Raw genomic sequence first — 26595 nt, 5'->3', positions numbered from 1 at the left:
CCCCGGCTGGTCCGCCGCGCCCGCTCATGCAACCGTGGACGCCCCCGGTTCCGTCCTACCCACCGACGAGGCAAGAGCGGAGACAAAACCCGCGTGAACCAGCGCGACGAACAAGAGTTCGCGGAGTACTTCGCCGCGAAGCGGGACTCCGTGCGCAGGACCGCGTACATGCTCTGCGGTGACTGGCATCGCGCGGACGACCTCGCGCAGACGGCGTTCGTCGCGCTGCACCGGAGGTGGAAGAAGATCAGAGAACGGGCGGCGACCGACGCCTACGTGCGGAAGACGCTGGTCAGGGCGGCCATCGACGAGTCGAGGCGGCCGTGGCGGCGGGAGTGGCAGACCGAAGAGCTGCCCGAACCGCCGCAGGACGGCTTCGACCTCGGCGAACAGGTCGTCACCAGGGAAGACCTGCTGGCCGCGCTGCGCGAAGTACCCCCGAAGCAGCGGGCCGTGCTGGTGCTCCGGTTCTTCGAGGGGCTGGACGTCGGCGCGGCGGCGAAGGTGCTCGGCTGCAGCGAAGGCAACGTGAAGAGCCAGACCGCTCGCGGTCTCGCGAACCTCAGGCAGGTCATGGAGAAGGAGGAGGTGGCACGGGATGGACGAGAATGACCTGAAGGCGTTGTTCCGTGACGCTCCCGGCGACGCGCCGTCTCCCTCCTTCGACACGGCCGACGTCGTCCGCGCGTCGAAACGCGCCACTGCCCGGCGTCGAAACGGTATCGCCGTCGCCTGTAGTGCGGTGGTTTTGGTCCTGGCCGGAGTGGGCATGTTCGGCGTGCTCGGGGGAACCGAGCTCCAGACGGGGTCCGCCGCCAAATCCGACGACCAAGCCGCCGCACCGAAGCAACCCGGAGCCGCTTCGGTACGTCCTCAAGACGGGGAGTCCACGAACTTCTCGAACCCGCCGCCTCAGCAGGGGGGCGACGGGCCAGAGAGGACCGGCCAGCTATCGGCCGAAGGCACCTACGGGTGCGACCAGGTGGACCGGGAGCTCGCCACCGCCCTCGCTGGCGAGCTCCCGGTCCCCGTGGATGTCGCCAAGTCGACGCCCGGCGACATCTGTTCGACGGGCGCCAGGTCCGCGGGGTTCCCCATGCCGGGCGGCACGGTTTCCGCCGCGGTCTATCCGGCGGGCGCGTCCGTCCCGGCGATGCCCATCGGGGCGGCCGAGGCGCGGCGGACCACCGCCAAGGGATCGCTGGTGGTCGTGGTGAGCCTCGGTGACGGTTCGGGCGGGCCCGCGTTCTCGGACGCCGACGTCGACCGGTTCGCCGCCGTGCTCGCGGCTCGTTACTGACGGCGCCTGGCAAAATAGCCCGCCATGACTGCCGCAGCGACCACGCCGAAGGGTGAGCGACGCCGTGCCGAGCTCATCGAGGCCGCCGCGTCGCTGCTGGCCGAGGGCGGTTTCGACGCCGTGCGGCACCGTGCGGTCGCCGAACGCGCGGGGCTGCCGCTGGCTTCGACGACGTACTACTTCGATTCACTCGAAGAACTGGTCACCGCCGCTGTCGAGCACCACGCGAACCAGGAACTGGAGACCGGGCGGCGCCGTCTCGACGAGCTCGCGACCCGCAACCGCGGTGTCGAGGCCACCGTCGACCTGGTGCTGGACATGCTCCTCGGCCCGCTTCGGCCGGATCGCGAGGCCGACGCCGAAGCGGTCCTCCTGCGCTACGAGCGTCTCGTCGGGACCGGTCGGCGTCCGTACCTTCGGCCGCTGATGCGGACGCTGTCCGCGCAGCTGTACGAACTGCTCCACGAGATCTTCGAGCGCTCCGGCAATCCCGTGGACGGCACCGAACTGGAGCGGCTGGTCGCGCTGGTCGACGGCGCCGTGGTCAACGCGCTGATCGAGGTCGATCCGGAGCCGCGGGCCGCCGCCGCGCGGATGCTGCAAGCCGCCCTCGCGTAGCGCCCGGTTAGTCTGGCCGCGTGACGGACAAGCCCCGCATCCCCAACGTGCTCGCCGGCCGCTACGCCTCGCCTGAGCTGGTCGAACTCTGGTCCCCGGAACGCAAGGTCGTGCTGGAGCGCGAACTCTGGCTCGCCGTGCTCCGGGCGCAGGCCGATCTCGGCGTCGAGGTACCGGACGGGGTCGTCGCCGACTACGAGCGCGTGCTGGAGCAGGTCGACCTCGACTCGATCGCCGCGCGCGAGCGGGTCACCCGGCACGACGTGAAGGCCCGGATCGAGGAGTTCAACGCGCTCGCCGGGCACGAGCACGTCCACAAGGGCATGACGTCGCGCGACCTCACCGAGAACGTCGAGCAGCTGCAGCTGCTCCGTTCGCTGGAGCTGATGCGAAGCCGCGTCGGCGCGGTGCTGGCCCGGCTCGCCTCGATCGCGGTCGAGCACGCCGACACGGTGATGGCGGGCCGTTCGCACAACGTCGCCGCGCAGGCGACGACCCTGGGCAAGCGCTTCGCCACCGCCGCCGACGAACTGCTGGTCGCCTTCGACCGGCTCGAAAACCTGATCTCCCGGTACCCGCTGCGCGGCATCAAGGGACCGGTCGGCACCGCGCAGGACATGCTCGACCTGCTCGGCGACGAGTCCACTTTGGACGAACTGGAGTCGCGGGTCGCGAGCCACCTCGGCTTCGAGAACGTGTTCACCAGCGTCGGCCAGGTGTACCCGCGTTCGCTCGACTTCGACGTGCTGTCCACCGTGGTCCAGCTCGCGGCCGCGCCGTCGAGCCTGGCGAAGACGATCCGCCTGATGGCGGGCCACGAACTGGTCACCGAGGGCTTCAAACCGGGCCAGGTCGGCTCGTCGGCCATGCCGCACAAGATGAACACGCGGTCGTGCGAGCGCGTCAACGGGCTCGCCGTCGTGCTGCGCGGTTACCTGTCGATGGTCGGCGAGCTCGCGGGCGACCAGTGGAACGAAGGCGACGTGTCCGACTCCGTCGTCCGCCGGGTCGCGCTGCCCGACGCGTTCTTCGCGCTCGACGGCCTGCTGGAGACCTTCCTCACGGTGCTCGCCGAGTTCGGCGCCTTCCCCGCGGTCATCGGACGTGAGCTCGATCGCTATCTGCCGTTCCTCGCGACCACCAAGGTGCTCATGGCCTCGGTCCGCGCGGGCGTCGGGCGTGAAACCGCTCACGAGGCCATCAAGGAGAACGCCGTCGGCGTCGCCCTCGCGATGCGGGAGCAGGGGCTGGCGGAGAACGACCTCCTCGACCGGCTCGCGGCCGACGAGCGCATCCCGCTCGACCGCGGTGAGCTGGACAAACTCCTCGCCGACCGGATCTCGTTCACCGGTGTCGCGCCGCGTCAGGTGGCCGCGATCGCGTCGCGTGTCGCGGGGATCCTGGAGCGTTTCCCGGAGGCCGCGGGCTACTCGCCGGCACCGATTCTCTGACGTGTGAGCAGCCCCACCACGGGGCGTTCACAGAGTGGGACGAAGTTACTCGATCGGGCGAAATGCCTAATCTCGATCGCTGAACCCGGAGCGCCAGGCCGCCCATGAGGCGGCCTGGCGTGTTTGTATCGCGCCTTGCGCGCCGAAACCCACGGAAGAAGCGATGAGATCCACGCTGTCGAAAGTCGTCGCCGTCGTCACGGCCGGAGCGGCCACCCTCGCCCTCGCCGCCTGTGGCTCCGGTGACGCGAGCACGACCGGCCAGAAGCTGCGGGTCGGCACCCTGACCGACGCGCCGCCGTCCATCTACCTGGAGAACGGCACCTTCACCGGTTACGACAACGAACTGCTGCGCGACATCGCCAAGCGCGAGGGCTTCGAGGTCGAGTTCGTCGGCACCGAGTTCGCCGGGCTGCTCGCCGCCGTCGCCACTAACAAGTTCGACATCGGCAGCTCCACGATCTCCACCACCGAGGCCCGCAAGAAGACCGTCGCGTTCAGCAACGGCTACAGCACCGGGTTCACCTCGATCATCACGAAGAAGGGCGCGGGCCTCAAGGACGTCGGCGCCTACAACGGCAAGCGGCTCGGCGTCGTGCAGGCGTCGGTGCAGGACGACTTCGCGAGCGGCAAGGTGCCCGGCGCCAACGTCGTCCGGTTCCCCGACTACAACGCCGGTTTCGCGCAGCTGAAGGCGGGCAGCCTCGACGGCTGGGTCGTGCCGAAGGACATCGGGCAGAAGTACATCGACCAGAACCCGGACCTGGCGCTGGAGTTCGGCTACACGGTCGAGACCAAGGACACGCCGTCCGCGTTCGCCGTCCGCAAGGACAACAAGGACCTGCTGAAGAAGCTCAACGACGGCCTCGCGAAGGCCGTGGCGGACGGTACCGTCGCCCGCCTGCACGCTCAGTTCTTCAAGACCGAGCCGCTGCCCAAGGAACTCGAACAGGGCGGCCCCGGCCTGCCCGTGCAGAACACGGGGATCTGAACGATGAAAAAGACACTCCTCGCCACGCTGGCCGCCGGTCTCGTCGCGGTGCTCGCCGCTTGCGGTGGCGGCGAATCCGCCACCGAGAAGACCCTGCGCGTCGGGACGCTGAGCGACGCGCCGCCGAACATCTACGTCGAGAACGGTAACTTCACCGGCTTCGACAACGAGCTGCTGAAGGCCATCGCCGCGAAGCAGAACCTGAAGCTGGAGTTCGTCTCGACGGATTTCTCGTCGCTGCTGGGCCAGGTCGCGAACAACCAGTTCGACATCGGCAGCTCGGCCATCGCGCAGACCGACGAGCGCAAGAAGAACGTCGACTTCTCCAGCCCGTACAACTTCGAAGTGATGAGCATCCAGACCAAGGACGGCTCGCCGATCACCGAGGAGAAGGCCCTTTCCGGCAAGCGGGTCGCGGTCATCCAGGCGACCGTCGGCGACAAGTGGCTCACCTCGACCGTGCCCGACGCGCAGGCCGTGCGCTTCCCCGGGTACGCCCCGGCGCTGGCCGCGCTCAAGAGCGGCGCCGTCGACGCCTACATCCTCGACCAGGCGATCGCCGAGACGAACGTCAAGGAGAGCACCGACACGAAGCTCAAGGTCGTCAAGTCCTTCACCACCGACGTGCCTCACGGCTTCGCGGTGAAGAAGGGCAACACCGAACTCCAGACGAAGATCAACGAGGGCCTGAAGCAGGTCATCGCCGACGGCACCTGGGTCAAGCTGCACGAGAAGTTCCTGCCGACGGCGCCGGTCCCGGACCAGTTCAAGGCGTGAGGATCACGATGAAGAAGTCACTCGCCGCCGTCGTCGGTGCTGTCCTGGTGGCAGTGCTGGCGGCGTGCGGCGGCGGTGGAGACGCCGGCGCGGGCACTTTGCGTGTCGGCACCCTGAGCGACTCGAAACCCAACGCCTATCAGGAGAACGGCGTGTTCACCGGGTTCGACAACGAGCTGCTGAAGGCCATCGCCGCGAACCAGAACCTGAAGCTCGAGTTCGTCTCCACCGAGTTCGCCACGCTGCTGAGCCAGGTCGCCAACGGCCGGTTCGACATCGGCAGCTCGGCGATCTCGCAGACCGACGAACGCCGCAAGACCGTCGACTTCTCGTTGCCGTACAACTACCAGTCGCTCGGCATCGAGACCCGCGAAGGCGTCGCCATCACCGACGAGAACTCCCTGGCGGGCAAGCGGATCGGCGTCGTCCAGGGCACGGTTTCGGACAACTGGCTGGCGGCCAACGCGCCCACCGCGCAGGCCGTGAGGTTCCCGCAGGACGCCGCCACCCTCGCCGCGCTGAAATCGGGCGCGATCGACGGCGCGATCTTCGACCAGGCGACCGCCGAGGACTACGCGGCGAAGAACCCGGACGCGAAACTCAAGGTGGTCAAGGCGATCACCACGACGATCCCGCACGGTTTCGCGGTCAAGAAGGGCAACACCGAGCTGGCAGGCAAGATCAACGCCGGGCTCAAGGCGGTCATCGCCGATGGGACATGGGAAAAGGTGCACCAGCGGTTCGAACCGAACGCGCCGGTGCCCGCGGAGTTCAAGGCCGGGCAGAAGTAAGTGAACGACTTCCTCAACACCTTCCTGAACTGGGAGTACATCTGGGAGGTCTTCCCCGACCTCCTCGGGACCGGCCTGCTGAACACGCTGATCCTGTCGGTGTTCTCGGCGCTGATCGGCACCGTGCTTGGCATGCTGCTGGCCACGATGGGCCTGTCGAGCAAGGCGTGGCTGCGCTGGCCCGCCCGGGTGTACACCGACATCTTCCGCGGCCTGCCCGCGATCCTGACCATCCTGGTGATCGGGCAGGGCGGCGGGATCCTCATCCCGTCGCTGTCGCGGAACCCGTACCCGCTGGGCATCCTGGCGCTGAGCCTGATCGCCGCCGCGTACATCGGCGAGATCTTCCGTGCCGGCATCCAGAGTGTCGAAAAAGGACAGATGGAGGCCAGCCGCGCGCTGGGCATGACCTACACCAAGGCGATGACGCTCGTCGTCATCCCGCAGGGCGTGCGGCGTGTGCTGCCCGCGCTGGTGAACCAGTTCATCGCGCTGGTCAAGGACTCCAGCCTGGTGTACTTCCTCGGCTTCCTCGCCGAGCAGCGCGACCTGTTCCGCATCGGGCAGGACCTCGCGGCGAACACCGGGAACCTGTCGCCGCTGGTCGCGGCCGGTGTCGTCTACCTGGTGATCACCGTCCCGCTGACGCATCTGGTGAACTTCATCGACAAGAAGCTGCGCACCGGCAAGAAGGTCCGGGCCGAGGACGACGGCGGCGATCTGGAACTGCTGAACGCCGGAAAGGTGCCGATGTCATGACCGCCGCCACCCGTTCTTCCAGCGTCGAACTCCGCGACGTCCACGTCTCCTTCGGCACCCTCGAAGTGCTCAAGGGCGTGAACCTCAAGGTCGAAAAGGGCCGCACGACCTGCATCGTCGGACCGTCCGGCTCCGGCAAGTCGACGCTGCTGCGCTGTGTGAACCGCCTCCAGGAGCCCGACTCGGGCGACCTGCTGCTCGGCGGCGAGAGCGTCATCTCCTCCGACCCGGACGTGCTGCGCCAGCGGGTCGGGATGGTGTTCCAGCACTTCAACCTGTTCGGGCACCGCAGCGTGCTGGACAACATCACGCTGCCGCTGCGCAGCGTGCGCAAGCTCGGCAAGGAGGAGGCGGCGGAGATCGCGCACGCCCGCCTCGCCGAGGTCGGCCTCGCCGACAAGGCGCCGTACCGGCCGAGCGCGCTCTCCGGCGGGCAGCAGCAGCGGGTCGCGATCGCGCGGGCGCTCGCGATGGAGCCCGAGGTCATGCTGTTCGACGAGGCGACCAGCGCACTGGACCCGGAGCTGGTCAAGGGCGTCCTCACCCTCATGGCAGGGCTGGCCGAACGCGGGTTGACGCTGCTTGTGGTCACCCACGAGATGGGGTTCGCGCGTAGCGTCGCCGACGAGGTCGCGTTCATGGACGCCGGGAAGATCGTCGAACACGACGCTCCGGAGGCGATCTTCGACGCTCCGAAGAGCGAGCGGCTGCAGCGCTTCCTGTCGCAGGTGCTCTGACGCCTGGCCGCGCGCTCAGCCCTCGCGCTCAGCCGGTCACGGACTTGGGCACCCGAGAGGACGGACGACACGCGTAATCTGCGGCCATGGCGAGAGTGGCGAAGCTGGTCTATTACCCGGTCAAGGGCTGCGCGGGGACGTCGGTCGAAACGGCCGACGTCACCCCCGCGGGCCTGCGGTTCGACCGGGCCTGGATGGTCGTGTCGCCGGAGGGCGAGTTCCGCAGCCAGCGCAAGCATCCGGTGATGGCCGCGATCGGGGCCGAGGTGACCGACGACGGCGCCCGGCTGCGGCTCACCGCTCCCGGCGCCGAAGACCTGCTGGTCGAGACGGTCACGGACGGGCCGCGGCACCCCGCGGCGACGTTCACCTGGCAGGGCAAGGGCGTCCACCAGGGTGACGAGGCCGCCGAGTGGTTCTCCGGCGTCCTGGGCCTGCCGTCGGTGTTCGTCGGGCTCGCGCCGGAGCACGAGCGCGTCACCAACGGCGAGATCCCGGGCACCGCGGCCTTCGCCGACGCGCACGCGATCCTGCTCACCTCCGAGTCCTCTTTGGACGGTCTGAACGAGCGCATCGCGTCGCGCGGCGCCGAGGCCGTGCCGATGGATCGCTTCCGGCCCAACATCGTCGTCTCCGGCTGGCCGGAGCCGCATCGCGAGGACGACGTCCGCGCGCTCACCGCCGGCGGCCTGGACCTGGGGTACGCCAAGGTCTGCATCCGCTGCACGGTGCCGATGGTCGATCAGGAGACCGGCGAGAAGGCCGGTCCCGAGCCGATCCGGTCGCTCGCCGACTACCGGCGCGAACCCGAGGGCGGGGTCTCGTTCGGGATCAAGATGGCGGTGACCGGGCCGGGTCAGCTGGCCGTCGGCGACGAGGTGATCGTGCACTCCTGGGCGGGTCCCAGCCCGAGCACGTCGGCGGCCGAACCGCCGTTCACGGCGACCGCGAGCCGTCCCGCCGAGTCCGTGTAGAGCACGTTCCATCCCGGCGGGACCGTGCCGAAGGTGTCGCCGACCAGCGCTTTCACCAGGACGTGTTCGCTGCTGACCGAGACCGTGCCCGCCAGCCCGGCCAGGTCGAGGTCGGCGGGGCTCGCGGCCAGTTGGACGTTGCCGAAGTGGTCGACCGTGAGCACTTCCGTCACGAGTTTGCCGGGGAACACCGCGACGAACGGGTCCGGCAGGCGCACGAGGTCGTCGACGCGCGGCCCGAACTCCTCGGGGGCGACGCCGAGCGCGAGATGCGCCGCGGCGGGCGCGAAGATGTCGCGTCCGTGGAACGTCGAAGACGTCACCGGAAGGCGGTACTCCGGGGCCGTGAGTTCGTACGCCGCTATCACCCCCGTGAGTGTTTCGGCGGCGGGAATGAGGAGCCCGTTGTCCGGGCCGACGAGGATTCCGCGTTCGGTCACCACCACGACACCGCGCCGTGCCGTGCCGACGCCGGGGTCGACGACGGCGAGATGGACGCCCTCCGGCAGATACGGCACCGTCTGGGCGAGCACCTCGGCCCCGGTCCTGACCTGCTGTGGAGGGATCTCGTGGGTCACGTCGAACACCCGGACGGACGGCGCGATCCGCGCGATCACCCCGTGGCAAGCGGCCACGAAACCGTCACTCAGGCCGTAATCGGTCGTGAACGAAACGCAGTGGATCGGCATGACCAGCCATCATCCTTGCTCGCTAGGGTGCAGCCGTGACGACGCTCGAATACCCGAAGATCGCCGCCGGCAAGGTCCGTGAGCTCTACGCCGTCGATGACGAGCATCTGCTGCTCGTCACTTCGGACAGGATCTCGGCCTACGACGTCATCTTCAACACCCCCATCCCGGACAAGGGTCGGGTGCTCACCGCGATGAGCGTGTTCTGGTTCTCCCTGCTCTCCGATGTCCTCCCCAACCACCTGGTCTCCTACGACGACGAACGTATCCCCGCCGAGGTCCGCGGCCGCGCGCTTCTGGTGCGGCGCCTGGCGATGCTGCCTCTCGAAGCCGTCGCCCGCGGCTATCTCACCGGCACCGGGCTCGCCGACTACCGCGCCACCGGCATGGTCTGCGGTGTCGAACTTCCCCCCGGCCTGACCGAATCCTCCCGTCTCCCCGAACCGATCTTCACCCCCGCGACCAAGGCCGATCACGGTTCGCACGACGAGAACATCGCGTTCTCCGACGTCGTCGGGCAGCTCGGCCGCGAGCGGGCGGAAGAGGTCCGCGAGGCGACGCTGGCGGTGTACCGCCGCGGCGCGGAGTACGCCGCCGAACGCGGCATCCTGCTCGCGGACACGAAACTCGAATTCGGCGTCGACCCCGAGGGGAACCTCGTGCTCGCCGACGAGGTCCTGACGCCGGACTCCTCCCGCTACTGGCCGGCGGCCGGGCGCACCCCGGACAGCCCGCTCCCGTCGTTCGACAAGCAGCCGCTGCGCGACTGGCTGACCGGTCCCGCGTCGGGCTGGCACCGGCTGGAGAGACCGGAGCCACCACCGCTGCCCGACGAGATCGTCACCGCCACCCGGGCGAGGTACATCGATGCCTACGAGCGCATAACCGGCTGCTCACTCGACGACTGGCCTGCCTGATTCGCCCGGCTGACCTGCGTCGTTCACTCCGTCGTCAGTCCGGCGCAAGGCCGGTCTGGCTCAATCAGGAACGTGGACGCACGTTTGCTGGTTTCCCTGTCCGGCGTGACCACCCGGACGTTGCACCGCTGTGCCGACCTCGCGGCCGAGCTCGACAGGCGCAAGGTCCCGTTGTCCGTGCTCTACGCGGCCCGGACCGGTGAGGGACCGGTGACCGAGTGGGTCCGGACGCGCCGTGCTCACGGCGACTCCGTCCTCCTGCACGGTTACGACCACCGGATCACCCCCACCCACCGCGCGGTCCACCTGGGCAAACGCGCCGAGTTCGCGGCGTTGCCCGCGCACGAGGCGCGGTTGCGGCTGATCGCGGCGAAGGCGGCGCTCGACGCCAACGGCATGGCCGTCGACGGTTTCGCGCCGCCGCGCTGGATCGCGTCGGAGGGCACCGTCCAGGCTCTGCGCGAGCACGGGTTCAAGCTGTGCGCGGACCTGGTCTCGGTGCGGGACCTGGTGTCCGGCGAGGTCCGGCGCGCCAGGGTGCAGGAGTTCGGCGGCCCGTCGCACCGGACCGAGACCGTCCGGTGTTTCGCGCTGGTGCTGGCCGCAGCCAGGACCGCGCGCCGCGGCGGGCTCGTCCGGCTCGGCATCGACGCCGCCGACCTCGCCCGGCCTGGGCTGCGGCAGGCGTTCCTCGACGCCGTCGACGTCTCGCTGGAGAACCGCGCCTTCGGGACCACCTACGGCTCGCTCTCCCGGCCGAAGTCGCTGCAACTAGATTGACGGGATGACCGACGACGCCGACCGCGGTGACGCACAGGCGACGTTGCTGCGGCTCTGGCGCCGGTCGGAACGCGCGACGCGCGGCAGGCCGTCGGTGCTCGACATCGACAGCGTCGTCGCGGCCGCGGTGGCCCTCGCCGATCGCGAAGGCGTCGCGAACGTGACGCTGGCGAACGTGGCGAAGGACTTGAGCGTCACGAAGATGTCGCTGTATCGCCACATCGGTTCGAAGGCGGAACTGCTGGAACTGATGGCCGACTCCGCCATCGGCGACCCGCCGACGGTGGAGCCCTCCGGTGACTGGCGCGCCGAGCTGACCACGCTGGCCGAGGCCAATCGCGACGTGCTGATGCGGCACCCGTGGCTGGTCGAGCTGCCGCTGTCCGGTCCGCCCGCCGGCCCGCACGCGGTCGCCTGGATGGACGCCATCCTGCGCACGCTGCGCGACACCGGGCTCGACTGGGGCACCAAGGGCGGCGTACTCGTCCTGATCAGCGGTTATGTCCGGCTCGCGTGCGCGCAGGCCATCCAGCTCGCGGAAGGCAGGAAGGGCAGCGGGCTGAGCCAGGCGCAGGCCGAGCAGGCGTACGGCAAGGGGCTCGCCGAGCTGATCGATCCGGAGCGTTTCCCCGACGCGGTGGGCTTTCTGACTTCCGGACTGAGCGCGCCCGACCAGGCCGACGACCCCGAATTCGCTTTCGGCCTCGACGTCGTCCTCAACGGCGTCGCCGCTCTCATCGCCGCGAACTGACGACCGGCCGCCCGTGCTTTAGTATCCGTCGGACATTAATTAGTGTACGTTGGATACTAAAGGCGTCCGAGGGGGAACAATGAAGTCGTTGCCGACCAGTGAGCGGGTGCTCGCACCGGATCTGGCCAGGGGTTTCGCGCTACTGCTGGTGGCGCTGGCGCATACCGCGAGCATCTTCCTGGGGAACTCGCCGGGGGTCGACCAGACGCCGCAGGGCTTGGAACGGCCGTACTTCGTGCTGCTGTTCGTCTTCGTGCACGCGTGCGCGTTGCCGCTGTTCGGCATGATGCTCGGCTACGGGATGGTGCAGTTCGCGGATCGCCAGCAGGCGCTGGGAGAGTCCTGGCCCCGGACACGCGGGGTCCTGCTCCGGAGGCACGCGTGGCTGCTGGTCTTCGGCGCGGTCGACGGAGTTCTGTTCTTCTCCGGTGACGTGCTCGGCGCGTACGGCGTCATCGGGGTCGTGTTCACCCTGCTGCTTCTGCGACGTGGCAAGGGTTTCTACCGGCTTCCGGCCTTTTACCTGGTTTTCGCCCTCTGCTACCTCTCCGTGCTGATGTACCTGGTGCTCAGCGGGAACTCCGGGAGCGCGCCAGTGCCGTCCCCCGAGGACAAGTCCTCCCTGGCGCCGACGTACGGCGAGGCTCTGGGAGAGCGCCTGGTGGAATGGCCGTCCATCACGATGGTCCTGCTGCCGTCGATCCTCTTCGTCTGGGTGGGCGCCTGGGCCGCGAAGAAGCGCTTCCTGGAGGAGCCGAACCGGAAGATCCTCCTCGTCGGCCTGTTCGGAGGATTCGGTGTCGCGATCGCCGGCGCCCTGCCGATGGGCCTCTTCGCCGGCGACTACCTCGGGTTCGACGCCGATACCGCCGGGTTCGCCAAGCTGCTGTACGAGGGCGCGGGCGTGTTCGGCGCGATCGGCTACCTCAGCCTGTTCGGCCTCATCGGCATGGCGGTCGGCAAGAAACGCCGCGGCCTCGTCGTCACCGCGATCTCCGCCCTCGGGCAGCGCACGCTGAGCGCCTACCTGTTCCAGTCGGTGGCGTGGCTGATCCTGGCGCCCCCGTTCATGCTGGGCCTCGGCGGCCAGGAGAAGGATCCGACGTTCGTAGCGGCCGCCTGCGGGCTCGGCGTGTGGCTGCTTTCGGTCGTCGTCGCGTACTGGATGCACCGCAAGTCCTATCGGGGACCTGCGGAGATCCTGGTGCGCAAGCTCGCCTACCGCGCCTAAAGCTTCACGTGCTCCCCGACGTCGAGCACCTTCACCTCCGTGCCTTCCGGGGCGAGGTTGGCGAACAGGCCGTAGTGCATCTGCGGCCGCGCGAGGACGGCTTCGTGGATCGGGACGGCGACGCGCGGCGAGACGGAGCGCAGATAGTCGACGGCTTCGCCTGCCTTGAGCCACGGAGCGCCGGTGGGCAGGCCGAGGACGTCGATCTTCTGTTCCGGCACGAAGAACGAGTCGCCCGGGTGGTAGAAGGCGCCGTGATCGACGATGTAGCCGACGTTCGGGATCGTCGGGATGTCGTCGTGGATCACGGCGTGCTCGCCGCCGACGACGTTGACGCCGCTGGAGCCGATGTCGAAGGCGTCACCGGGGTTCGCGACCTGGAACTCGGCGCCGATCTTCCCCACGGTTTCGGCGGAACCCGGGTCGACGATCAGCCGCGCGCCGGGGTTCGCCTCCAGCAACGCGGGCAGCCGGTCCGCGTCGAGGTGGTCGAAATGCTGGTGGGTGATCAGGATGGCGTCCAGTTCACGCTCACCTTCGAACCCCGTCGAGAAGGTGCCGGGGTCGATCAGGATCCGCGCGCCCTCGGTCTCCAGAAGTGTGCAAGCATGTCCAAAGTGGACAATACGCATCGGTGCTCTCCTTCACGGTAGATCGTTTTCCAGCCTATGCCCGGAGCAGGGCGTCGCCAAGTTCGGTGCGCCGGTAACGCATCTCGCGGCCGCGCCGCCGTGCGTCCAGCAGGCCCGCCGCCCGCATCGCGGTCAGATGCCGCGACACCGTCGGCGCGGAGAAGCCGAGCCTGCGCGCCAGCTCCGTGGTGCTCGCGGGCTCGTTGAGCGTCGTGAGCAGCGCGGCTTTCGTCCGGCCGAGCACTCCCGCGAGCGCGTCGGGCGGGCGCTCGGGATCCGTCCACAGCTCGGCGACACCGCGAGCCGGGTAGAGCAGCGAAGGCTGCCACGGCTCCATCGTGATCACCCCGACCGACGGCCACGCGAAGACGCCGGGGATCAGCAGTAGCCCGCGTCGGTCGAGGTGGACGCGGCCGCGTTCGGTCATCTCGATCGCCAGGACGTCGTCGACGAGCCGCACGCGCGGGTGGATGTCCTCCAGCACCAGCGCGATCCCGCCGGCGGCCAGCCGCCGCGAGCGTTCCTCGATGTCGGCGACGAGGAACCGGCGCATCCGCGGCCAATGCGGCTCGACCAGTTCGGTCCAGGCGATCTCCATCTGCTCGGCCAGCAGGTCCCGCGCCACGGCCGGGTCTCCGGGGAGTCCGCTCAGATCGGCGTCCACTTTGGACAGTTCACGGGCGACCTGGTCCGGCGGTGTGCGGCGGATCTCGGCGAGCTGGGCCGACGCGGTGGTCTCCGGTCCGGTCGGCGGCGGGCTGAGGAAGTCGGTGATGTAGTGCCGCGCGCTCATCACCCGGGCGAACCCGTCGATGGGGAGGTCCGGCAGTTTCGCGGCGGCCTCCCGCAGCCACGGCAGATGGCTCGGATGCCCGCGCCGTCCGAGCAGGGTCTGCATCGCGCCCATGGTCTCGTCGAGCGGCGAGATGCCGAAGCGGACGCGGTGGGCGCTCTCCGCGGTCAGGACCAGTTCGAGCATCGGATTAGGCTATTCCCTAATCACTGGTCCGGCCAGGGTCGCTCCGGCAGCGTCTCCTGACATGACGTTGCTCCGCAATTCCGGGTATTGGCGCTGGTCGGCGGGGGTTCAGCTGAACCGGCTGCCCGCCACTATGGCGCCGCTGGCCTTCACCGTGCTGACCACCGCGACGACCGGTTCGTACCGGCTCGGCGGGATCATGATGGCCGTCTTCGTCGCCGCCGAGATGGTCGGCGCCGTGCCGACCGGACGCCTGCTCGACCGCGTCGGCCCCGCGCGCGGTCTCGTCGTCCTGCTGCCGCTGGTCGCCGCGGGACTGTTCCTGCTGGCGGCGGTCGCCTCGGCCGGCGTCCCGGACCTGGTGCTGCTCGCGCTGGCGATCCCGCCGGGCCTGGTCGCGGGCGGGCTGAACGGCGGCTTCCGGACGCTGCTCGCCGCGACCGTGACCGAAGACGAACTGCCGCGCGCCGTTTCGGTCGACGCGATGATCATGGAAGGCGTCATCGTCGGCGGACCGCTGCTGGTGGCGCTCCTGGCGACGTCCGGCCCGGTCGTCCCGGTGCTCGCGATGGCCGTCGTCGCCCTGCTCGCGGCCCTGCTCGTGCCGAGGCGGACCGTCACCCGTGATCCACAAGGGACAGTCGAGCGGCAGAAGATCCCCGTCGCCGCTTGTGTTCCGTGGCTGATGGGCTTGTTCACCGTGGGGCTCTTGCTGTCGTCCATCGAGGTCGGCTTGCTGCCGCTCGTGCAGCGCCTCGGCGCCCCCGATTCGGCGACGGCGATCGTCATCGTCGTGCTGTGCGCCGCCAGCATCACCGGGAGCGCGCTCTACGCCGCGCGGGGGAAGGTCGGTGATCCGCGGCTGTTCCTGGCGGGTTTCGTGCTCGGCGGGATCGTGGTTTCGGCCGGATTCGGCTGGGCCGGACTGCTCGCCGGGGTCGCGCTGATCGGGCTCTGCACTGGCCCGCTGATGGCCGTTTCGTCGGTCAACCTGCAGAAACTGCTGCCGGAACGTCGTCGCTCGGAAGGCTTCTCGCTGGCTTTCACCGTGCAGGCCTCAGGGTTCGGGCTGGGCTCGCTGGCGATCGGAGCGCTGCCGATCTGGCTGGCCCCGCTTCTCGGAGTCCTTGCGGCTCTCGTCTCCTGTGTAATGCTGGTGGCACGCCCCAGGCGAGCTATTGGCACGCCGTCAGTAACGTCGTAGCCTGGGCTTTGAGCCGAGACACGGGAGAAGTCGATGACCGCAGTCCAGCCGAAGCCGACCGCGCACAGCGTGGGGGAGACCTTCGATTCCCTCAGCCCGGCGACCGACGAGGTCGTCGGCACCTACCCGGTGCACACGAGGGAGGACGTCCGCGCCGCCGTCGCCCGCGCGAAGGACGCCGCCGAATGGTGGGCCGGGCTCGGCTACGACGGTCGCGCCGAGCGGCTGCGCCGCTGGAAGGGCGTCATCACCCGCAGGCTGCCGCAGCTGTGCCAGGTCGTCCGCGACGAGACCGGCAAGCCCATCGCCGACGCGCAGCTGGAGAGCGTCCTCGCCATCGAGCACATCGCATGGGCGGGCAAGAACGCGCGCAAGATCCTCGGCAAGCAGCGCCGCGCGGCCGGGCTGATGATGTCGAACCAGGCGGCGACGGTCGAGTACCAGCCGCTCGGCGTCGTCGGCGTGATCGGCCCCTGGAACTACCCCGTGTTCACCCCGCTCGGCTCCATCGCCTACGCCCTCGCCGCCGGCAACACCGTCGTCTTCAAGCCGAGCGAGTACACGCCCGGCGTCGGGAAATGGCTGGTCGACGCCTTCAACGAGGTCGTCCCCGAGTGGCCGGTGCTCCAGCTGATCACCGGATTCGGCGAGACGGGCGCGGCCCTCGTCGGCGCCAACGTCGACAAGATCGCCTTCACCGGTTCGACCGGAACCGGCAAGAAGATCATGGCCGCGGCCGCCGAGACGCTGACGCCGGTGATCATCGAGGCGGGCGGCAAGGACGCGGTCCTGGTCGACGCCGACGCCGACCTCGAAGCCGCCGCCGACGCGACCGTGTGGGGCGCGTTCTCCAACTCGGGCCAGACCTGCATCGGCGTCGAGCGCGTGTACGTCCACGAGCGTGTGCACGACGAGTTCGTCGCGAAGGTCGTCGAGAAGTCGAAGGACGTGCGCGCCGGTTCGGACGAGGCCGCGCAGTACGGCCCGGTGACGATGCCTTCGCAGCTCGCGGTGATCAAGCGCCACATCGCGGATGCCATCGAGCGCGGCGGCAAGGCGCTGGTCGGCGGCGTCGACGCGGTCGGCGACCGCTACGTCCAGCCGACGGTGCTGGTCGACGTGCCGGAGGACTCCAGCGCGGTCAAGGAGGAGACGTTCGGCCCGACCGTCACCATCGCCAAGGTCCGCGACATGGACGAGGCCGTCGAGAAGGCCAACGACACGAAGTACGGACTCGGTTCGACGGTGTTCTCGAAGTCGCGCGGCCTCGAACTGGCCGCCCGCCTGCGCACCGGCATGACGTCGATCAACGCGCCGCTTTCCTTCGCCGGTATCGCTTCGCTGCCCTTCGGCGGCGTCGGCGATTCGGGCTTCGGCCGGATCCACGGTCCGGAAGGCCTGCGCGAGTTCGCCCGCCCGAAGGCTGTCGCGCGCCAGCGGTTCACCGCGCCGATCGTGCTGACTTCGTTCTCCCGCAAGGAAAAGACCGACGCTCTGGTGGCGAAGCTGATCACCGTCCTGCACGGGAAACGCTGACCCGCCCGCCTCGCGGATGTCATGAAAGGGTCGTTCCTGACGTTTTTCGTCAGGAACGACCCTTTCATGACATCCGAGCGCTACTCGCCCCGGATGAGATCCGCCGCCTTTTCCGCGACCATGATCGTCGGCGCGTTCGTGTTCCCCCGCGGCACCACGGGCATCACCGACGCGTCCACCACCCGCAGCCCGTCCACCCCGCGCACCTTCAGCGACGGGTCGACGACGGCGTTCTCTCCCGTCCCCATCGAGCAGGTCCCCACGGGGTGGTACAGCGTCTGCGTCTTCTCGCGCACGTAGTCGGCCAGTTCGCTGTCGGTCAGGTCGTGGCGCTCCGGCAGGAAGGGCTTGTCCAGATATCGCGCCAGCGGACCGGACTTCCCGATCTCCACCAGGGCGCGCATCCCGGCCAGCATCTTCTCCATGTCCACGGACTCCGCGTAGTAAGCCGGGTCGATTTCGGGTTTCCACAAGGGATTGCCCGACTTCAGCCGCAACCGCCCCCGGCTCGCGACGTCGACCAGTGTCGCCGCGGAGGTGAAGCCCGGCGTCGTCGGCTCGCGCATCCCGTTGTCGTAGAACAACGTCGGCGCGACGTGGATCTGCATGTCCGGCGGCGAGACACCGTCCGCGGCGGGGAAGAACGCGCCCGCCTCGCCGATGTTCGAGGCCAGTGGACCGCGTTTGGTGAGCTGGTAGCGCACCAGGCCGCCCGGCGTCGCCGCGTCCACCAGGTCCGTGCTGCCGCGGGTCGACCAGATGATCCCGCAGGCCGGGTGGTCGTGCAGGTTGTCACCGACGCCGGGAAGCGCGGCCACGACGTCGATCCCGTGTTCCCGCAGGTGTTCCGCCGGACCGACGCCGGACAGCATCAGCAGCTGCGGCGAGTTCACCGCGCCGCCGCTCAGGAGGACTTCGGCCGACGCGCGGACCGTCGTCTCGACACCTTTGTCCAAATAGGACACACCGACCGCGCGGGTGCCTTCGAAGACCACGCGGGTGGCCTGCGCGTGGGTCCGCACGGTGAGGTTCGGGCGGGTCAGCGCGGGCCGCAGGTACGCGTCGGCCGTCGACCAGCGACGGCCCTTCTTGCACGTCACCTGGTAGACGCCGGCGCCTTCCTGGGACGCGCCGTTGAAGTCGTCGGTGCGCTTGAGGCCCCAGGCGACCGCGGAATCCACCCAGGCGTGCGAAAGCTCGTGGGTGAAGCGCCGGTCTTCGACATTCAGCGGCCCGTCGGTGCCGTGCAGCGGCCCGCCGAGCCGCTGATTCCCTTCCGCCCGCTTGAAGTAGGGCAGGACGTCGTCGAAACCCCAGCCCTCGGCGCCGTGCGCGTCGCGCCAGCCGTCGTAATCGGCGCGGTTGCCGCGGATGTAGATCATCGCGTTGATCGACGAACAGCCGCCGAGCGTCTTCCCCCGCGGCCAGTACAGCGTGTTGCCGGTGTGCTTCTGCTCGACCGTCTCGTAGTTCCAGTCGTATTTGGTCTTGAACAGACCGGGGAACGCGGCGGGGATGTGGATCTCGTCGGCGTCGTCCTCGCCGCCCGCTTCGAGCAGGAGCACCCGCGCGGACGGATCCTCGCTCAGCCGGTTCGCCAGTACGCATCCCGCGCTGCCCGCGCCGACGATCACGTAGTCGAAGGAGTCCTGATCGGCCACGGTGCCTCCTGCTGCTCGCCCGGTGTTGACGCCCCGCCAATGGGCTCATCTTGGCCCAACGCCGCGCTCCGAGCATCCCCCAGTCGAAGGATCGGTGCGAGCTCAGTCGGAGTCGGGGGCGAACGAAGCCACGCAAGGGCCGCCTTCGCCGTCGTCCGAGGTCTCCACCCGGCCCGGTGCCCGGCTGCCGTCGATCTCGCCGTCGAGGTGCAGGATCGTCTGCTTCGCGGTGGTCAGCACGTCGGTCTTCGCGACGGTGTAGCGGGCTTCGCCGTGGATGATCTGCTGGACGCCTTCGCGGGTCGTGTCGGGCACCTTTTCGCACAGCACGGACAACGCCGCCGGGATGTCGCGCGCGTTGATCGCGTCGACGAACTTGGCGCCCGCCTCTTCCCCGGTCTTGACGCCGGGGCGCGGCGCCGGGCGCGTTTCGACGCTCGGAAGCGGCTCGGGCTCGCCGCCGATCTTGGCGTCACGCACGCACCAGCCGCCTTCGCCGGGGATCATCGCGATCCCGACGGTCTGACCCCCGGTGGTGAACGCGGCCGAGTACTCCTGCGCCGCACGCTGGTGCGCGGGCGTGCTGAGCTGTGCGCCTTCGGAGACGGCCATCAGTTGCTCGAACGTGTAGGACCGCTTCGAGCGGATCGTGCACCAGAGCTCACTGACGCGGTCTTCGCCGACGCCGTTCACGAACGACTGGCTCAGCTGCTCCGGCGTCGCGCGCGAAGTGGTGTCGGACTCGGACTTGAAGAACCCCGGCGTGACGAACCCGGTGAACGCGACACCACCCGCGATCAGGACCACGACCAGCGTCAGCGTGATCCACAGCCAGGCCTTCGACTTCTTCGGCGGAGGGGTGTACCCGTACTGCGGTTGCCCGTAGGTCATGCGGCAACCGTAGTGAAGTAGGCTCGGGCGGTACCCACGACCTGCGTGAATAAGGAGCAGCCTGCCGTGGCCCGAGTCGTCGTCGACGTCATGCCCAAGCCCGAAATCCTCGACCCGCAGGGCCAAGCCGCGCTCCGTGCGGCCGGTCGTCTCGGCTTCACCGGGATCACCGGGATCCGTCAGGGCAAGCACTTCGAGATCGAGGTCGACGACTCCGTCGACGACGAGACGCTCGAAAAGATCGCCGAAGGATTCCTCGCGAACCCGGTCATCGAGCAGTGGACCATCAAGCGGGTTGACGCGTGAGCGCCCGTATCGGGGTCATCACCTTCCCCGGCACGCTCGACGACGGTGACGCGGCCCGCGCGGTCCGTTACGCCGACGCCGAGGCTGTCCCGCTGTGGCACGCGGACGAGGACCTCAAGGGCGTCGACGCCGTCGTCGTCCCCGGTGGCTTCTCCTACGGCGACTACCTGCGCGCCGGCGTCATCGCCCGGTTCGCGCCGGTGATGACCTCGGTGATCGAGGCCGCCCGCAAGGGCATGCCGGTGCTGGGCATCTGCAACGGCTTCCAGATCCTGTGCGAGGCAGGGCTGCTGCCGGGCGCGATGATCCGCAACGCGGGCCTGCACTTCATCTGCCGCGACCAGTGGCTGCGCGTCGAGAACAACGACACCGCGTGGACCACCCGGTACGACAAGGGCGCCGAGATCATCGTCCCGATGAAGAACATCGACGGTTGCTTCGTCGCCGAGCAGGCCACCCTCGACGAGCTGGAGGGTGAGGGCCGCGTGGTGTTCCGCTACGTCGGCGGCAACCCGAACGGCTCGCGCAACGACATCGCCGGGATCCGCAGCGAGAACGGCCGCGTCGTCGGGCTCATGCCGCACCCGGAGCACGCCATCGACGCCCTGACCGGGCCTTCCGATGACGGCCTCGGCATGTTCTACAGCGCCGTGGACGCGCTCGTCTCCGCCTGACCCAAGTGTCATGAAAGGGTCGTTCAGGACATCTTTCGTCCTGAACGACCCTTTCATGACATCTCAAGAGGCAGCGGCCACCAGGGCCGAGTAAGGCCCACCGGCGGCAAGCAGCTCAGCGTGCGAACCCAGCTCGGTCACCCGGCCGCCCTCGATGACGGCGACCCGGTCCGCCGCGGCCGCCGTGTGCAGCCGGTGCGCGATCGCGATCACCGTCCGCCCCTCCAGCACCGCGCTCAACGACTTCTCCAGCTCCCGCGCCGAGCCCGTGTCCAGCAGTGACGTCGCCTCGTCCAGCACCAGCGTGTGCGGGTCGGCCAGCACCACCCGCGCCAGCGCCAGCTGCTGCGCCATCGCCGCCGGGACGGCGACCGCCCCGGCCCCGACCTTCGTGTCCAGCCCGTCCGGCAGGGTCGCCACCCACTCCGAAGCGCCGACCGAAGCCAGCGCGTCGAGCAACCGGGAGTCGGTCCAGTCCCCGGCGGGCAGCGTGAGGTTGTCCCGCAGCGTCCCCGAGAAGACGTGCTGTTCCTGGGTCAGCAGCAGGACCTCGCCGCGCAGGACGTCGTCCGGCAGCGTCGACACCTCGGCCCCGCCGATCCGCACCGAACCCGACGTCGGCGCGGACATCCCGGCCAGCAGCCGTCCCAGCGTCGACTTGCCGGCCCCGGACGGCCCGACGATCGCCAGCCGCTCACCGGCGGGCACCCGCAGGTCGATCCCGTGCAGCACTTCGCGCTCCGCGTTGTAGCCGAAACGCACGTCGCGGACCTCGATGTCCTGGCCGCGCGGAGCCTCCGAGGTCTCACCCGAAGACGGAGCGGACCGCACGCCCAGCAGCCGCCGCAGTGAGGCCCCGGCGACCTGCATGTCCGCGAGCCAGAACAGCGCCTCGTTCAGCGGACCCGTCATGACCTGCGAATACAGCAGCATCGCGGTGATCGTGCCGAGCCCTTCCCAGCCGTTCGAGTAGGCGAGCAGGCCCAGCCCGAGCATCACCGGCACCGGCAGCACGTAGCTGATCTCCAGCGACGGGATCCACCGCATCTGCAGCGCTCGGATCCTGCGCTCGCCCAGCATCGCCGCGTCGAGACCGTCGTTCCCGGCCCGGATCCGGCGGCCGGTCAGGTTCAGCGCCTCGGCCGTCCGCGCGCCCTCGGCGGTCTCGTGCGTGGTGGACTGCAACTCGGCCCACCGGTCCAGCATCCGCCGCATCACGTCCGGCACCCGCCGCTGGTACCAGAGGTTCACCGGCACCAGCAGCGGCAGCGCGACCAGCAGGCCCAGCGCCAGGAACGGCGACGTGAGCACCATCGCCACCACCGTGAACACCACGGTGACGGCGGCGATCAGGATCTCCGGCGCGCCGAACCGCACCGCGTGGTCGATACGGCTGACGTCGGTGGTCGCCCGGCTGAGCAGGTCACCGGTGCCCGCCGCCTCGACCGTCCCGAGCGGCAGGTTCAGCGCGTTCCCGACGAACTCCTCGCGGTTGTTCGCCAGGATCCGCTCGCCGAACACCCGCGCGCGCAGCCGCGCCAGCCCCTTGAACCAGGCCTGCGCGCCCAGCACGACCACGAACGCGATCGCCAGGAGCGTGATCGTGGTGATCGTCGTGCCTTCGACGACCTGGTCCACCAGCGCGCCCAGCAGCCGCGGCCCGGCCAGCCCGATCGCGGTCGCGACGCAGAACAGCCCGAGCATCACGGAGAACTCGCGCTTGTTGTCCCGCGCGGTCTCCCTTATCCATCGTCGAACGTCTTTCCGGTCTGCCAGCGGCAGCTTCTTCATGCGGGCACTTTCGTACTCACGACCTCGTCGGCCACATGCGTCCACAGTGGACTCTGACTGAACACGACGGTGGTCTTGCCGCGCCGCAGCTTCGCGACGCGTTCGGTTATGCGGGCTTCGGTATGCGCGTCGACGGCCGAGGTCGGCTCGTCGAGCAGCAGGACGTCGGCGTCGGTCGCCAGCGCGCGGGCCAGGTTCAGCCGCTGCCGCTGACCACCGGAGACCTCACGTCCGCGTTCGCCGATCACCTCGTCGACGCCGTTCGGCAGCGCGTCCACGATGTCCTCGGCGTCCGCCGCGCACAGCGCTTCGGCGATCTCGACGTCGCCGGATTCGGCGGGGGCGACCTGCTCGCGCAGCACCCCGGAGAACCAGATGTCCTGGTTGTGCGCGTAGACCACCCGGCGCCGCAGCTCGTCGAGCGCGACCCGGTCCACCGGGACCCCGCCGGCGAGCGCGGGTTCGTCCGGGTCGGTGAACCGCGCCATCCGCGACGCCACCGCCTCGGCGTCGGCCCCGACGTCGATGACGGTCAGCTTCCCGGCCCCGGCCCTGATCCCGGACGTCTCGTCGTACAGGTCCAGCGGGCCATCCGGCAGCGGCAGCGGGTTCTCCGGTTCGGCGAGGGTGCGCTCGGTGGACAGCAGTTTGCACACCTTCCGCGCCGAAACCAGCGCGGCGCTCAGCACGCCCGCGAACTCGGTCGCCGTCGTCACCGGGACCACGAGGAACACCGAGACGCCGTAGAACGTGATCAGCTCGCCGACGCCGATGGTGCCGTTCATCGCCAGCTGCGCGCCCAGCCAGGTGATCACCACCGTGACCAGTCCCGGCAGCGCGACCTCCGCGGCCGAAAGCCACGCCTCGCTGCGGCCGACCTGGACACCGGCCGTCCGGACCCGCTGGCTGGAGCGGCGGAAGCGGTCGAGGAACTGCTTCTCGCCGCCGACGCCGCGAAGGATCCGCAGGCCGGAGACGATGTCCGCGGCCAGCGCGTTGACGTCGGTCCGCTCCTCGCGCTGCTTGGTCTGGCGCTTCTCCAGCGGCTTCAGCAGCGGGCCGATGCCGACCACCGCCAGCGGCACGCCGACCAGCGCGACCACGCCGAGCAGCGGGGACGTCGTCAGCAGCGCCGTCGCGCACACGACGAACGCGATCAGCGAACCGAAGGCCCGGCCGAGCACCTCGAAGGAGTCCCCGATCGGGTTGATGTCGCTGGTGGTGATCGCGACGACGTCACCGGTGGTGGTCGTGTCCCGCAGGTTCGCGCCCAGTTTCGCGGCGTGCTCGGTGGCCAGGCGCTGGGTGACCCCGGCACCGTGGATCCAGCAGCCGTAGGACGCGAAGTGCTGCACCGTGCCCGCGAGCGTCTGCGCGATCCCGAGCCCGGCGGCCGCGAGGCCCCACAGCCAGACGGAGTCGCCGTCACCGCGGCCGATCGCGTCGATGCCGCGGCCGATCGCGACCGGCAGCAGGGCGATCGGCAACGACCACAGCGCGCCGCTGATCGCCGAGACGACGAGCAGTCCCGGCCGCGCGAGCATCATCGCGACCAGGTACCGCCAGGCGGTCGGCTTGGCGGGCAGCCGCAGTCGCGGAAGGGGATATGTGGCGGAAAGCACGATTGTCGACGGTAAGCGGATCACCGTCGCGGGCGCGACCGATTTATCCGTGGGTGAAAGCAGGGTGAACAGACCCCTCGCCTATTCTTGGGGCCGTGGCGAACCCTGATGCGGACACCGTGACCAGCACCGTTGACACCACTCAACACGCCGAGGCGACCCCCGAGCAGACCCAGCCGTATGTCGAGCTCGGCCTCGCCGACGACGAGTACGCCCGGATCCGGGAGATCCTCGGCCGCCGTCCGACCGACGCCGAACTGGCGATGTACTCGGTGATGTGGAGCGAGCACTGCTCGTACAAGTCCTCGAAGAAGCACCTGCGCTACTTCGGCGAGACCGCCACTCCCGAGATGAAGGAGAAGATGCTCGCCGGCATCGGCGAGAACGCGGGCGTCGTCGACATCGGCGAGGGCTGGGCGGTCACCTTCAAGGTCGAGAGCCACAACCACCCGTCCTACGTGGAGCCGTACCAGGGCGCCGCGACCGGCGTCGGCGGCATCGTGCGCGACATCATGGCGATGGGCGCGCGCCCGCTCGCGGTGGCGGACGCGCTGCGCTTCGGCCCGGCGGACGCGCCCGACACCCGCCGTGTGCTGCCCGGTGTGGTCGCCGGCGTCGGCGGCTACGGCAACTGCCTCGGCCTGCCGAACATCGGCGGCGAGCTCGTGTTCGACCAGAGCTACTCCGGAAACCCGCTGGTCAACGCCCTGTGCGTGGGCGCGATGCGCGTCGAGGACCTGCACCTGGCCTTCGCCTCCGGCAAGGGCAACAAGATCATCCTGTTCGGCGCGCGCACCGGCCTCGACGGGATCGGCGGTGTGTCCGTGCTAGCGAGCGACACGTTCTCGGGTGACGAAAGCTCGGGCGGCCGCAAGAAGCTGCCCAGCGTCCAGGTCGGCGACCCGTTCACCGAGAAGGTGCTCATCGAGTGCTGCCTCGAACTGTTCGCGCAGAAGCTCGTCGTCGGCATCCAGGATCTCGGCGGCGCCGGGCTCTCCTGCGCGACGTCGGAGCTCGCGGCCGCCGGTGACGGCGGCATGCACATCTACCTCGACCGGGTTCCGTTGCGCGCCACCGGGATGACCCCGGCGGAGGTGCTCTCCAGCGAGTCGCAGGAGCGCATGTGCGCGGTCGTCGCGCCGGAGAACGTCGAGGCGTTCCTGAAGGTCTGCGAGAAGTGGGACGTCATCGCCACGGACATCGGCGAGGTCACCGACGGCGAGCACCTGGTCATCACCTGGAACGACGAGGTCGTCGTCGACGTCCCGGCGCACACCGTGGCGCACCAGGGTCCGGTGTACGACCGGCCGATCCAGCGACCGTCCACACAGGACGCCCTGCAGGCCGACACCTCGGACAAGCTGCCGCGTCCGTCCACTTCGGACGAACTGCGCGCCGACGTGCTCAAGCTGATCTCGTCGCCGAACCAGGCGTCGAAGGAATGGGTGACCTCCCAGTACGACCGCTACGTGCGCGGCAACACCGTGTCCGCGCAGCCGTCGGACTCCGGTGTCATCCGGATCGACGAGTCGACCGGCCGCGGCGTGGCCGTCTCGACCGACTGCAACAGCAAGTTCGTCTACCTCGACCCGTACGAGGGCGCGAAGCTCGCGCTGGCCGAGGCGTACCGCAACGTCGCCACCAGCGGCGCGAAGCCGGTCGCGGTGTCGGACTGCCTGAACTTCGGCGCGCCGACCGACCCGGGTGTGATGTGGCAGTTCGAGCGGGCCGTCCACGGTCTCGCCGACGGCTGCGTCGAGCTCGGCATCCCGGTCACCGGCGGCAACGTCAGCTTCTTCAATCAGACCGGTGACGTGGCGATCCTGCCGACGCCGGTGGTCGGCGTGCTCGGCGTGATCGACGACGTCACCCGCCGCATCCCGACCGGGATCGGCGCGGAGGCCGGGGAAACCCTGCTGCTGCTGGGCGAGACCCACGACGAGCTGGACGGTTCCGCCTGGGCGCGCGAACTGCACGGCCACCTCGGCGGACGCCCGCCTCGCGTGGATCTGGCGCGCGAGAAGCTGCTCGCCGACATCCTCATCGCCGGTTCGCGCGACGGCATGATCTCCGCCGCGCACGACGTCTCCGACGGCGGCCTGATCCAGACGCTCGTCGAGACCGTCCTCATCGGACAGTGCGGCGCCCGCGTCTTCCTCGACTCTGAGCAGGACCCGTTCGTGCAGCTGTTCTCCGAATCCGCGGGCCGGGTGCTGGTCGCCGTGCCGCGTACCGAGGAACTGCGGTTCACCGAGATGCTCACCGCGCGCGGCCTGCCGTGGCGCAAGACCGGTGTGGTGGACCCGGAGTCGGGCTCGCTGGAACTCCAGGGCATCACGGAGTTCACGCTGGACGAGCTCCGCGAAACCTGGGAGAAGACGCTCCCCGCGCTGTTCGACTGACGGCTGTCGTGAGTGGTAAGTGTCGTTCTGACGTCGTGTCATGTTTCAGGACTTCGTGAACAGATGTGTTTCAGGACTTCGTGAACAGTTTCTGTTTGGTCAGTCGTTGGTAGCGTACTGATCTGTCGAGG

Annotated in this window: 26 protein-coding genes; 19 read left to right on the top strand and 7 right to left on the bottom strand. The window is 69.3% G+C overall.

Going from position 1 to position 26595, the window contains the following annotated elements; all coding sequences use genetic code 11:
• Positions 1 to 93: 93 nt before the first annotated feature.
• The 10 genes from AB0N89_RS34320 to AB0N89_RS34275 all read left to right on the top strand — a co-directional run bounded on the left by AB0N89_RS34320 (position 94) and on the right by AB0N89_RS34275 (position 8398).
• A complete protein-coding gene (locus AB0N89_RS34320) occupies positions 94 to 612 on the top strand; it encodes a SigE family RNA polymerase sigma factor (RefSeq protein ID WP_020632335.1) in 519 nt (172 codons plus the stop codon).
• Positions 599 to 1300 (top strand): hypothetical protein, encoded by a 702-nt coding sequence (locus AB0N89_RS34315; protein WP_364213599.1) that lies wholly within the window; start codon positions 599 to 601, stop codon positions 1298 to 1300. The genes AB0N89_RS34320 and AB0N89_RS34315 overlap by 14 nt, the downstream gene beginning before the upstream one ends.
• A gap of 24 nt (positions 1301 to 1324) precedes the next feature.
• A complete protein-coding gene (locus AB0N89_RS34310) occupies positions 1325 to 1918 on the top strand; it encodes a TetR family transcriptional regulator (protein ID WP_364213596.1) in 594 nt (197 codons plus the stop codon).
• Positions 1919 to 1938: 20 nt separating this feature from the next.
• Positions 1939 to 3369 (top strand): adenylosuccinate lyase, encoded by a 1431-nt coding sequence (gene purB / locus AB0N89_RS34305; protein WP_364213593.1) that lies wholly within the window; start codon positions 1939 to 1941, stop codon positions 3367 to 3369.
• A 163-nt stretch (positions 3370 to 3532) separates the two neighbouring features.
• Positions 3533 to 4360, top strand: a complete 828-nt coding sequence (locus tag AB0N89_RS34300; protein WP_364213591.1) for a transporter substrate-binding domain-containing protein — start codon at positions 3533 to 3535, stop codon at positions 4358 to 4360.
• 3 nt (positions 4361 to 4363) lie between these two features.
• Positions 4364 to 5137 (top strand): ABC transporter substrate-binding protein, encoded by a 774-nt coding sequence (locus tag AB0N89_RS34295; RefSeq protein WP_364213589.1) that lies wholly within the window; start codon positions 4364 to 4366, stop codon positions 5135 to 5137.
• 8 nt (positions 5138 to 5145) lie between these two features.
• Positions 5146 to 5928: an ABC transporter substrate-binding protein gene (locus tag AB0N89_RS34290; RefSeq protein ID WP_364213586.1), complete on the top strand. Its 783-nt coding sequence runs from the start codon at positions 5146 to 5148 to the stop codon at positions 5926 to 5928.
• Positions 5929 to 6687 (top strand): amino acid ABC transporter permease, encoded by a 759-nt coding sequence (locus tag AB0N89_RS34285; RefSeq protein WP_364213583.1) that lies wholly within the window; start codon positions 5929 to 5931, stop codon positions 6685 to 6687.
• Positions 6684 to 7424, top strand: a complete 741-nt coding sequence (locus AB0N89_RS34280; protein ID WP_364213580.1) for an amino acid ABC transporter ATP-binding protein — start codon at positions 6684 to 6686, stop codon at positions 7422 to 7424. The genes AB0N89_RS34285 and AB0N89_RS34280 overlap by 4 nt, the downstream gene beginning before the upstream one ends.
• 86 nt (positions 7425 to 7510) lie before the next feature.
• Complete coding sequence (locus AB0N89_RS34275) at positions 7511 to 8398, top strand: MOSC N-terminal beta barrel domain-containing protein (RefSeq protein WP_364213577.1); 888 nt, start codon at positions 7511 to 7513, stop codon at positions 8396 to 8398.
• On the opposite strand, the gene AB0N89_RS34270 is transcribed toward AB0N89_RS34275, so the two are convergent.
• Positions 8281 to 9087 (bottom strand): SAM-dependent chlorinase/fluorinase, encoded by an 807-nt coding sequence (locus tag AB0N89_RS34270; RefSeq protein WP_364213574.1) that lies wholly within the window; start codon positions 9085 to 9087, stop codon positions 8281 to 8283. The two genes, AB0N89_RS34275 and AB0N89_RS34270, sit on opposite strands and share 118 nt — an antisense overlap.
• A gap of 35 nt (positions 9088 to 9122) precedes the next feature.
• On the opposite strand from AB0N89_RS34270, the gene AB0N89_RS34265 reads away from it, so the two are divergent.
• From AB0N89_RS34265 to AB0N89_RS34250, 4 genes are all read left to right on the top strand, one after another.
• A complete protein-coding gene (locus AB0N89_RS34265; protein WP_364213572.1) occupies positions 9123 to 10004 on the top strand; it encodes a phosphoribosylaminoimidazolesuccinocarboxamide synthase in 882 nt (293 codons plus the stop codon).
• Between the two features lie 72 nt (positions 10005 to 10076).
• A complete protein-coding gene (locus AB0N89_RS34260) occupies positions 10077 to 10784 on the top strand; it encodes a DUF2334 domain-containing protein (RefSeq protein ID WP_364213569.1) in 708 nt (235 codons plus the stop codon).
• A 4-nt stretch (positions 10785 to 10788) separates the two neighbouring features.
• Complete coding sequence (locus AB0N89_RS34255; protein ID WP_364213566.1) at positions 10789 to 11535, top strand: TetR/AcrR family transcriptional regulator C-terminal domain-containing protein; 747 nt, start codon at positions 10789 to 10791, stop codon at positions 11533 to 11535.
• Positions 11536 to 11614: 79 nt separating this feature from the next.
• Positions 11615 to 12766 (top strand): DUF418 domain-containing protein, encoded by a 1152-nt coding sequence (locus AB0N89_RS34250; protein ID WP_364213563.1) that lies wholly within the window; start codon positions 11615 to 11617, stop codon positions 12764 to 12766.
• Here the strand turns inward: AB0N89_RS34250 and AB0N89_RS34245 are convergent.
• Complete coding sequence (locus tag AB0N89_RS34245) at positions 12763 to 13398, bottom strand: MBL fold metallo-hydrolase (protein WP_364213560.1); 636 nt, start codon at positions 13396 to 13398, stop codon at positions 12763 to 12765. The two genes, AB0N89_RS34250 and AB0N89_RS34245, sit on opposite strands and share 4 nt — an antisense overlap.
• 34 nt (positions 13399 to 13432) lie before the next feature.
• Complete coding sequence (locus tag AB0N89_RS34240; RefSeq protein WP_364213557.1) at positions 13433 to 14377, bottom strand: DUF5937 family protein; 945 nt, start codon at positions 14375 to 14377, stop codon at positions 13433 to 13435.
• Between the two features lie 61 nt (positions 14378 to 14438).
• Here AB0N89_RS34240 and AB0N89_RS34235 point away from each other — a divergent pair, with 61 nt between their 5' ends.
• Positions 14439 to 15581, top strand: coding sequence for an MFS transporter (locus AB0N89_RS34235; RefSeq protein WP_364213554.1), 1143 nt, complete (start codon positions 14439 to 14441; stop codon positions 15579 to 15581).
• 33 nt (positions 15582 to 15614) lie between these two features.
• The gene (locus AB0N89_RS34230) at positions 15615 to 17117 is read left to right on the top strand and encodes an aldehyde dehydrogenase family protein (protein ID WP_364213551.1); all 1503 of its coding nucleotides are present in this window, start codon (positions 15615 to 15617) and stop codon (positions 17115 to 17117) included.
• An 80-nt stretch (positions 17118 to 17197) separates the two neighbouring features.
• Here the strand turns inward: AB0N89_RS34230 and AB0N89_RS34225 are convergent, their stop codons facing one another.
• Both AB0N89_RS34225 and AB0N89_RS34220 read right to left on the bottom strand, forming a co-directional pair.
• Positions 17198 to 18778, bottom strand: coding sequence for a GMC family oxidoreductase N-terminal domain-containing protein (locus AB0N89_RS34225; protein ID WP_364213548.1), 1581 nt, complete (start codon positions 18776 to 18778; stop codon positions 17198 to 17200).
• A 102-nt stretch (positions 18779 to 18880) separates the two neighbouring features.
• Positions 18881 to 19669, bottom strand: coding sequence for a hypothetical protein (locus tag AB0N89_RS34220; protein ID WP_364213545.1), 789 nt, complete (start codon positions 19667 to 19669; stop codon positions 18881 to 18883).
• A 66-nt stretch (positions 19670 to 19735) separates the two neighbouring features.
• On the opposite strand from AB0N89_RS34220, the gene purS reads away from it, so the two are divergent.
• On the top strand, positions 19736 to 19975 hold the full coding sequence (gene purS / locus AB0N89_RS34215) for a phosphoribosylformylglycinamidine synthase subunit PurS (protein ID WP_364213542.1): 240 nt from the start codon (positions 19736 to 19738) through the stop codon (positions 19973 to 19975).
• Positions 19972 to 20649 (top strand): phosphoribosylformylglycinamidine synthase subunit PurQ, encoded by a 678-nt coding sequence (gene purQ, locus AB0N89_RS34210; protein ID WP_364213539.1) that lies wholly within the window; start codon positions 19972 to 19974, stop codon positions 20647 to 20649. Before purS ends, purQ begins: the two co-directional genes overlap by 4 nt.
• A 63-nt stretch (positions 20650 to 20712) precedes the next feature.
• Here the strand turns inward: purQ and AB0N89_RS34205 are convergent, their stop codons facing one another.
• Positions 20713 to 22440, bottom strand: a complete 1728-nt coding sequence (locus tag AB0N89_RS34205; RefSeq protein ID WP_364213536.1) for an ABC transporter ATP-binding protein — start codon at positions 22438 to 22440, stop codon at positions 20713 to 20715.
• Positions 22437 to 24062 carry an ABC transporter ATP-binding protein gene (locus tag AB0N89_RS34200; protein WP_364213533.1) on the bottom strand — a complete coding sequence of 542 codons (1626 nt, stop codon included), beginning with the start codon at positions 24060 to 24062 and terminating at the stop codon, positions 22437 to 22439. The genes AB0N89_RS34205 and AB0N89_RS34200 overlap by 4 nt, the downstream gene beginning before the upstream one ends.
• Positions 24063 to 24181: 119 nt before the next feature.
• Here AB0N89_RS34200 and purL point away from each other — a divergent pair, with 119 nt between their 5' ends.
• Positions 24182 to 26464 (top strand): phosphoribosylformylglycinamidine synthase subunit PurL, encoded by a 2283-nt coding sequence (gene purL / locus AB0N89_RS34195; RefSeq protein WP_364213636.1) that lies wholly within the window; start codon positions 24182 to 24184, stop codon positions 26462 to 26464.
• The last annotated feature ends 131 nt before the right edge of the window (positions 26465 to 26595 follow it).

Source organism: Amycolatopsis sp. NPDC089917, from assembly GCF_040684635.1.
Taxonomy (GTDB): Bacteria; Actinomycetota; Actinomycetes; order Mycobacteriales; family Pseudonocardiaceae; genus Amycolatopsis.
Note: the sequence above shows the minus strand (reverse complement) of the source record. Positions and strands in the feature narration are given on the sequence as shown.

What these genes read in the sequence shown, in the direction of transcription:
- AB0N89_RS34250 (WP_364213563.1), top strand. Translation starts at nt 11,615, where the DNA reads ATGAAGTCGTTGCCGACCAGTGAGCGGGTGCTCGCACCGGATCTGGCC.
- AB0N89_RS34300 (WP_364213591.1), top strand. Translation starts at nt 3,533, where the DNA reads ATGAGATCCACGCTGTCGAAAGTCGTCGCCGTCGTCACGGCCGGAGCG.
- AB0N89_RS34235 (WP_364213554.1), top strand. Translation starts at nt 14,439, where the DNA reads ATGACGTTGCTCCGCAATTCCGGGTATTGGCGCTGGTCGGCGGGGGTT.
- AB0N89_RS34205 (WP_364213536.1), bottom strand. Translation starts at nt 22,440, where the DNA reads ATGAAGAAGCTGCCGCTGGCAGACCGGAAAGACGTTCGACGATGGATA.
- AB0N89_RS34230 (WP_364213551.1), top strand. Translation starts at nt 15,615, where the DNA reads ATGACCGCAGTCCAGCCGAAGCCGACCGCGCACAGCGTGGGGGAGACC.
- AB0N89_RS34245 (WP_364213560.1), bottom strand. Translation starts at nt 13,398, where the DNA reads ATGCGTATTGTCCACTTTGGACATGCTTGCACACTTCTGGAGACCGAG.
- AB0N89_RS34280 (WP_364213580.1), top strand. Translation starts at nt 6,684, where the DNA reads ATGACCGCCGCCACCCGTTCTTCCAGCGTCGAACTCCGCGACGTCCAC.
- AB0N89_RS34220 (WP_364213545.1), bottom strand. Translation starts at nt 19,669, where the DNA reads ATGACCTACGGGCAACCGCAGTACGGGTACACCCCTCCGCCGAAGAAG.
- AB0N89_RS34315 (WP_364213599.1), top strand. Translation starts at nt 599, where the DNA reads ATGGACGAGAATGACCTGAAGGCGTTGTTCCGTGACGCTCCCGGCGAC.
- AB0N89_RS34310 (WP_364213596.1), top strand. Translation starts at nt 1,325, where the DNA reads ATGACTGCCGCAGCGACCACGCCGAAGGGTGAGCGACGCCGTGCCGAG.
- AB0N89_RS34275 (WP_364213577.1), top strand. Translation starts at nt 7,511, where the DNA reads ATGGCGAGAGTGGCGAAGCTGGTCTATTACCCGGTCAAGGGCTGCGCG.
- AB0N89_RS34290 (WP_364213586.1), top strand. Translation starts at nt 5,146, where the DNA reads ATGAAGAAGTCACTCGCCGCCGTCGTCGGTGCTGTCCTGGTGGCAGTG.
- AB0N89_RS34270 (WP_364213574.1), bottom strand. Translation starts at nt 9,087, where the DNA reads ATGCCGATCCACTGCGTTTCGTTCACGACCGATTACGGCCTGAGTGAC.
- AB0N89_RS34295 (WP_364213589.1), top strand. Translation starts at nt 4,364, where the DNA reads ATGAAAAAGACACTCCTCGCCACGCTGGCCGCCGGTCTCGTCGCGGTG.
- AB0N89_RS34240 (WP_364213557.1), bottom strand. Translation starts at nt 14,377, where the DNA reads ATGCTCGAACTGGTCCTGACCGCGGAGAGCGCCCACCGCGTCCGCTTC.
- AB0N89_RS34255 (WP_364213566.1), top strand. Translation starts at nt 10,789, where the DNA reads ATGACCGACGACGCCGACCGCGGTGACGCACAGGCGACGTTGCTGCGG.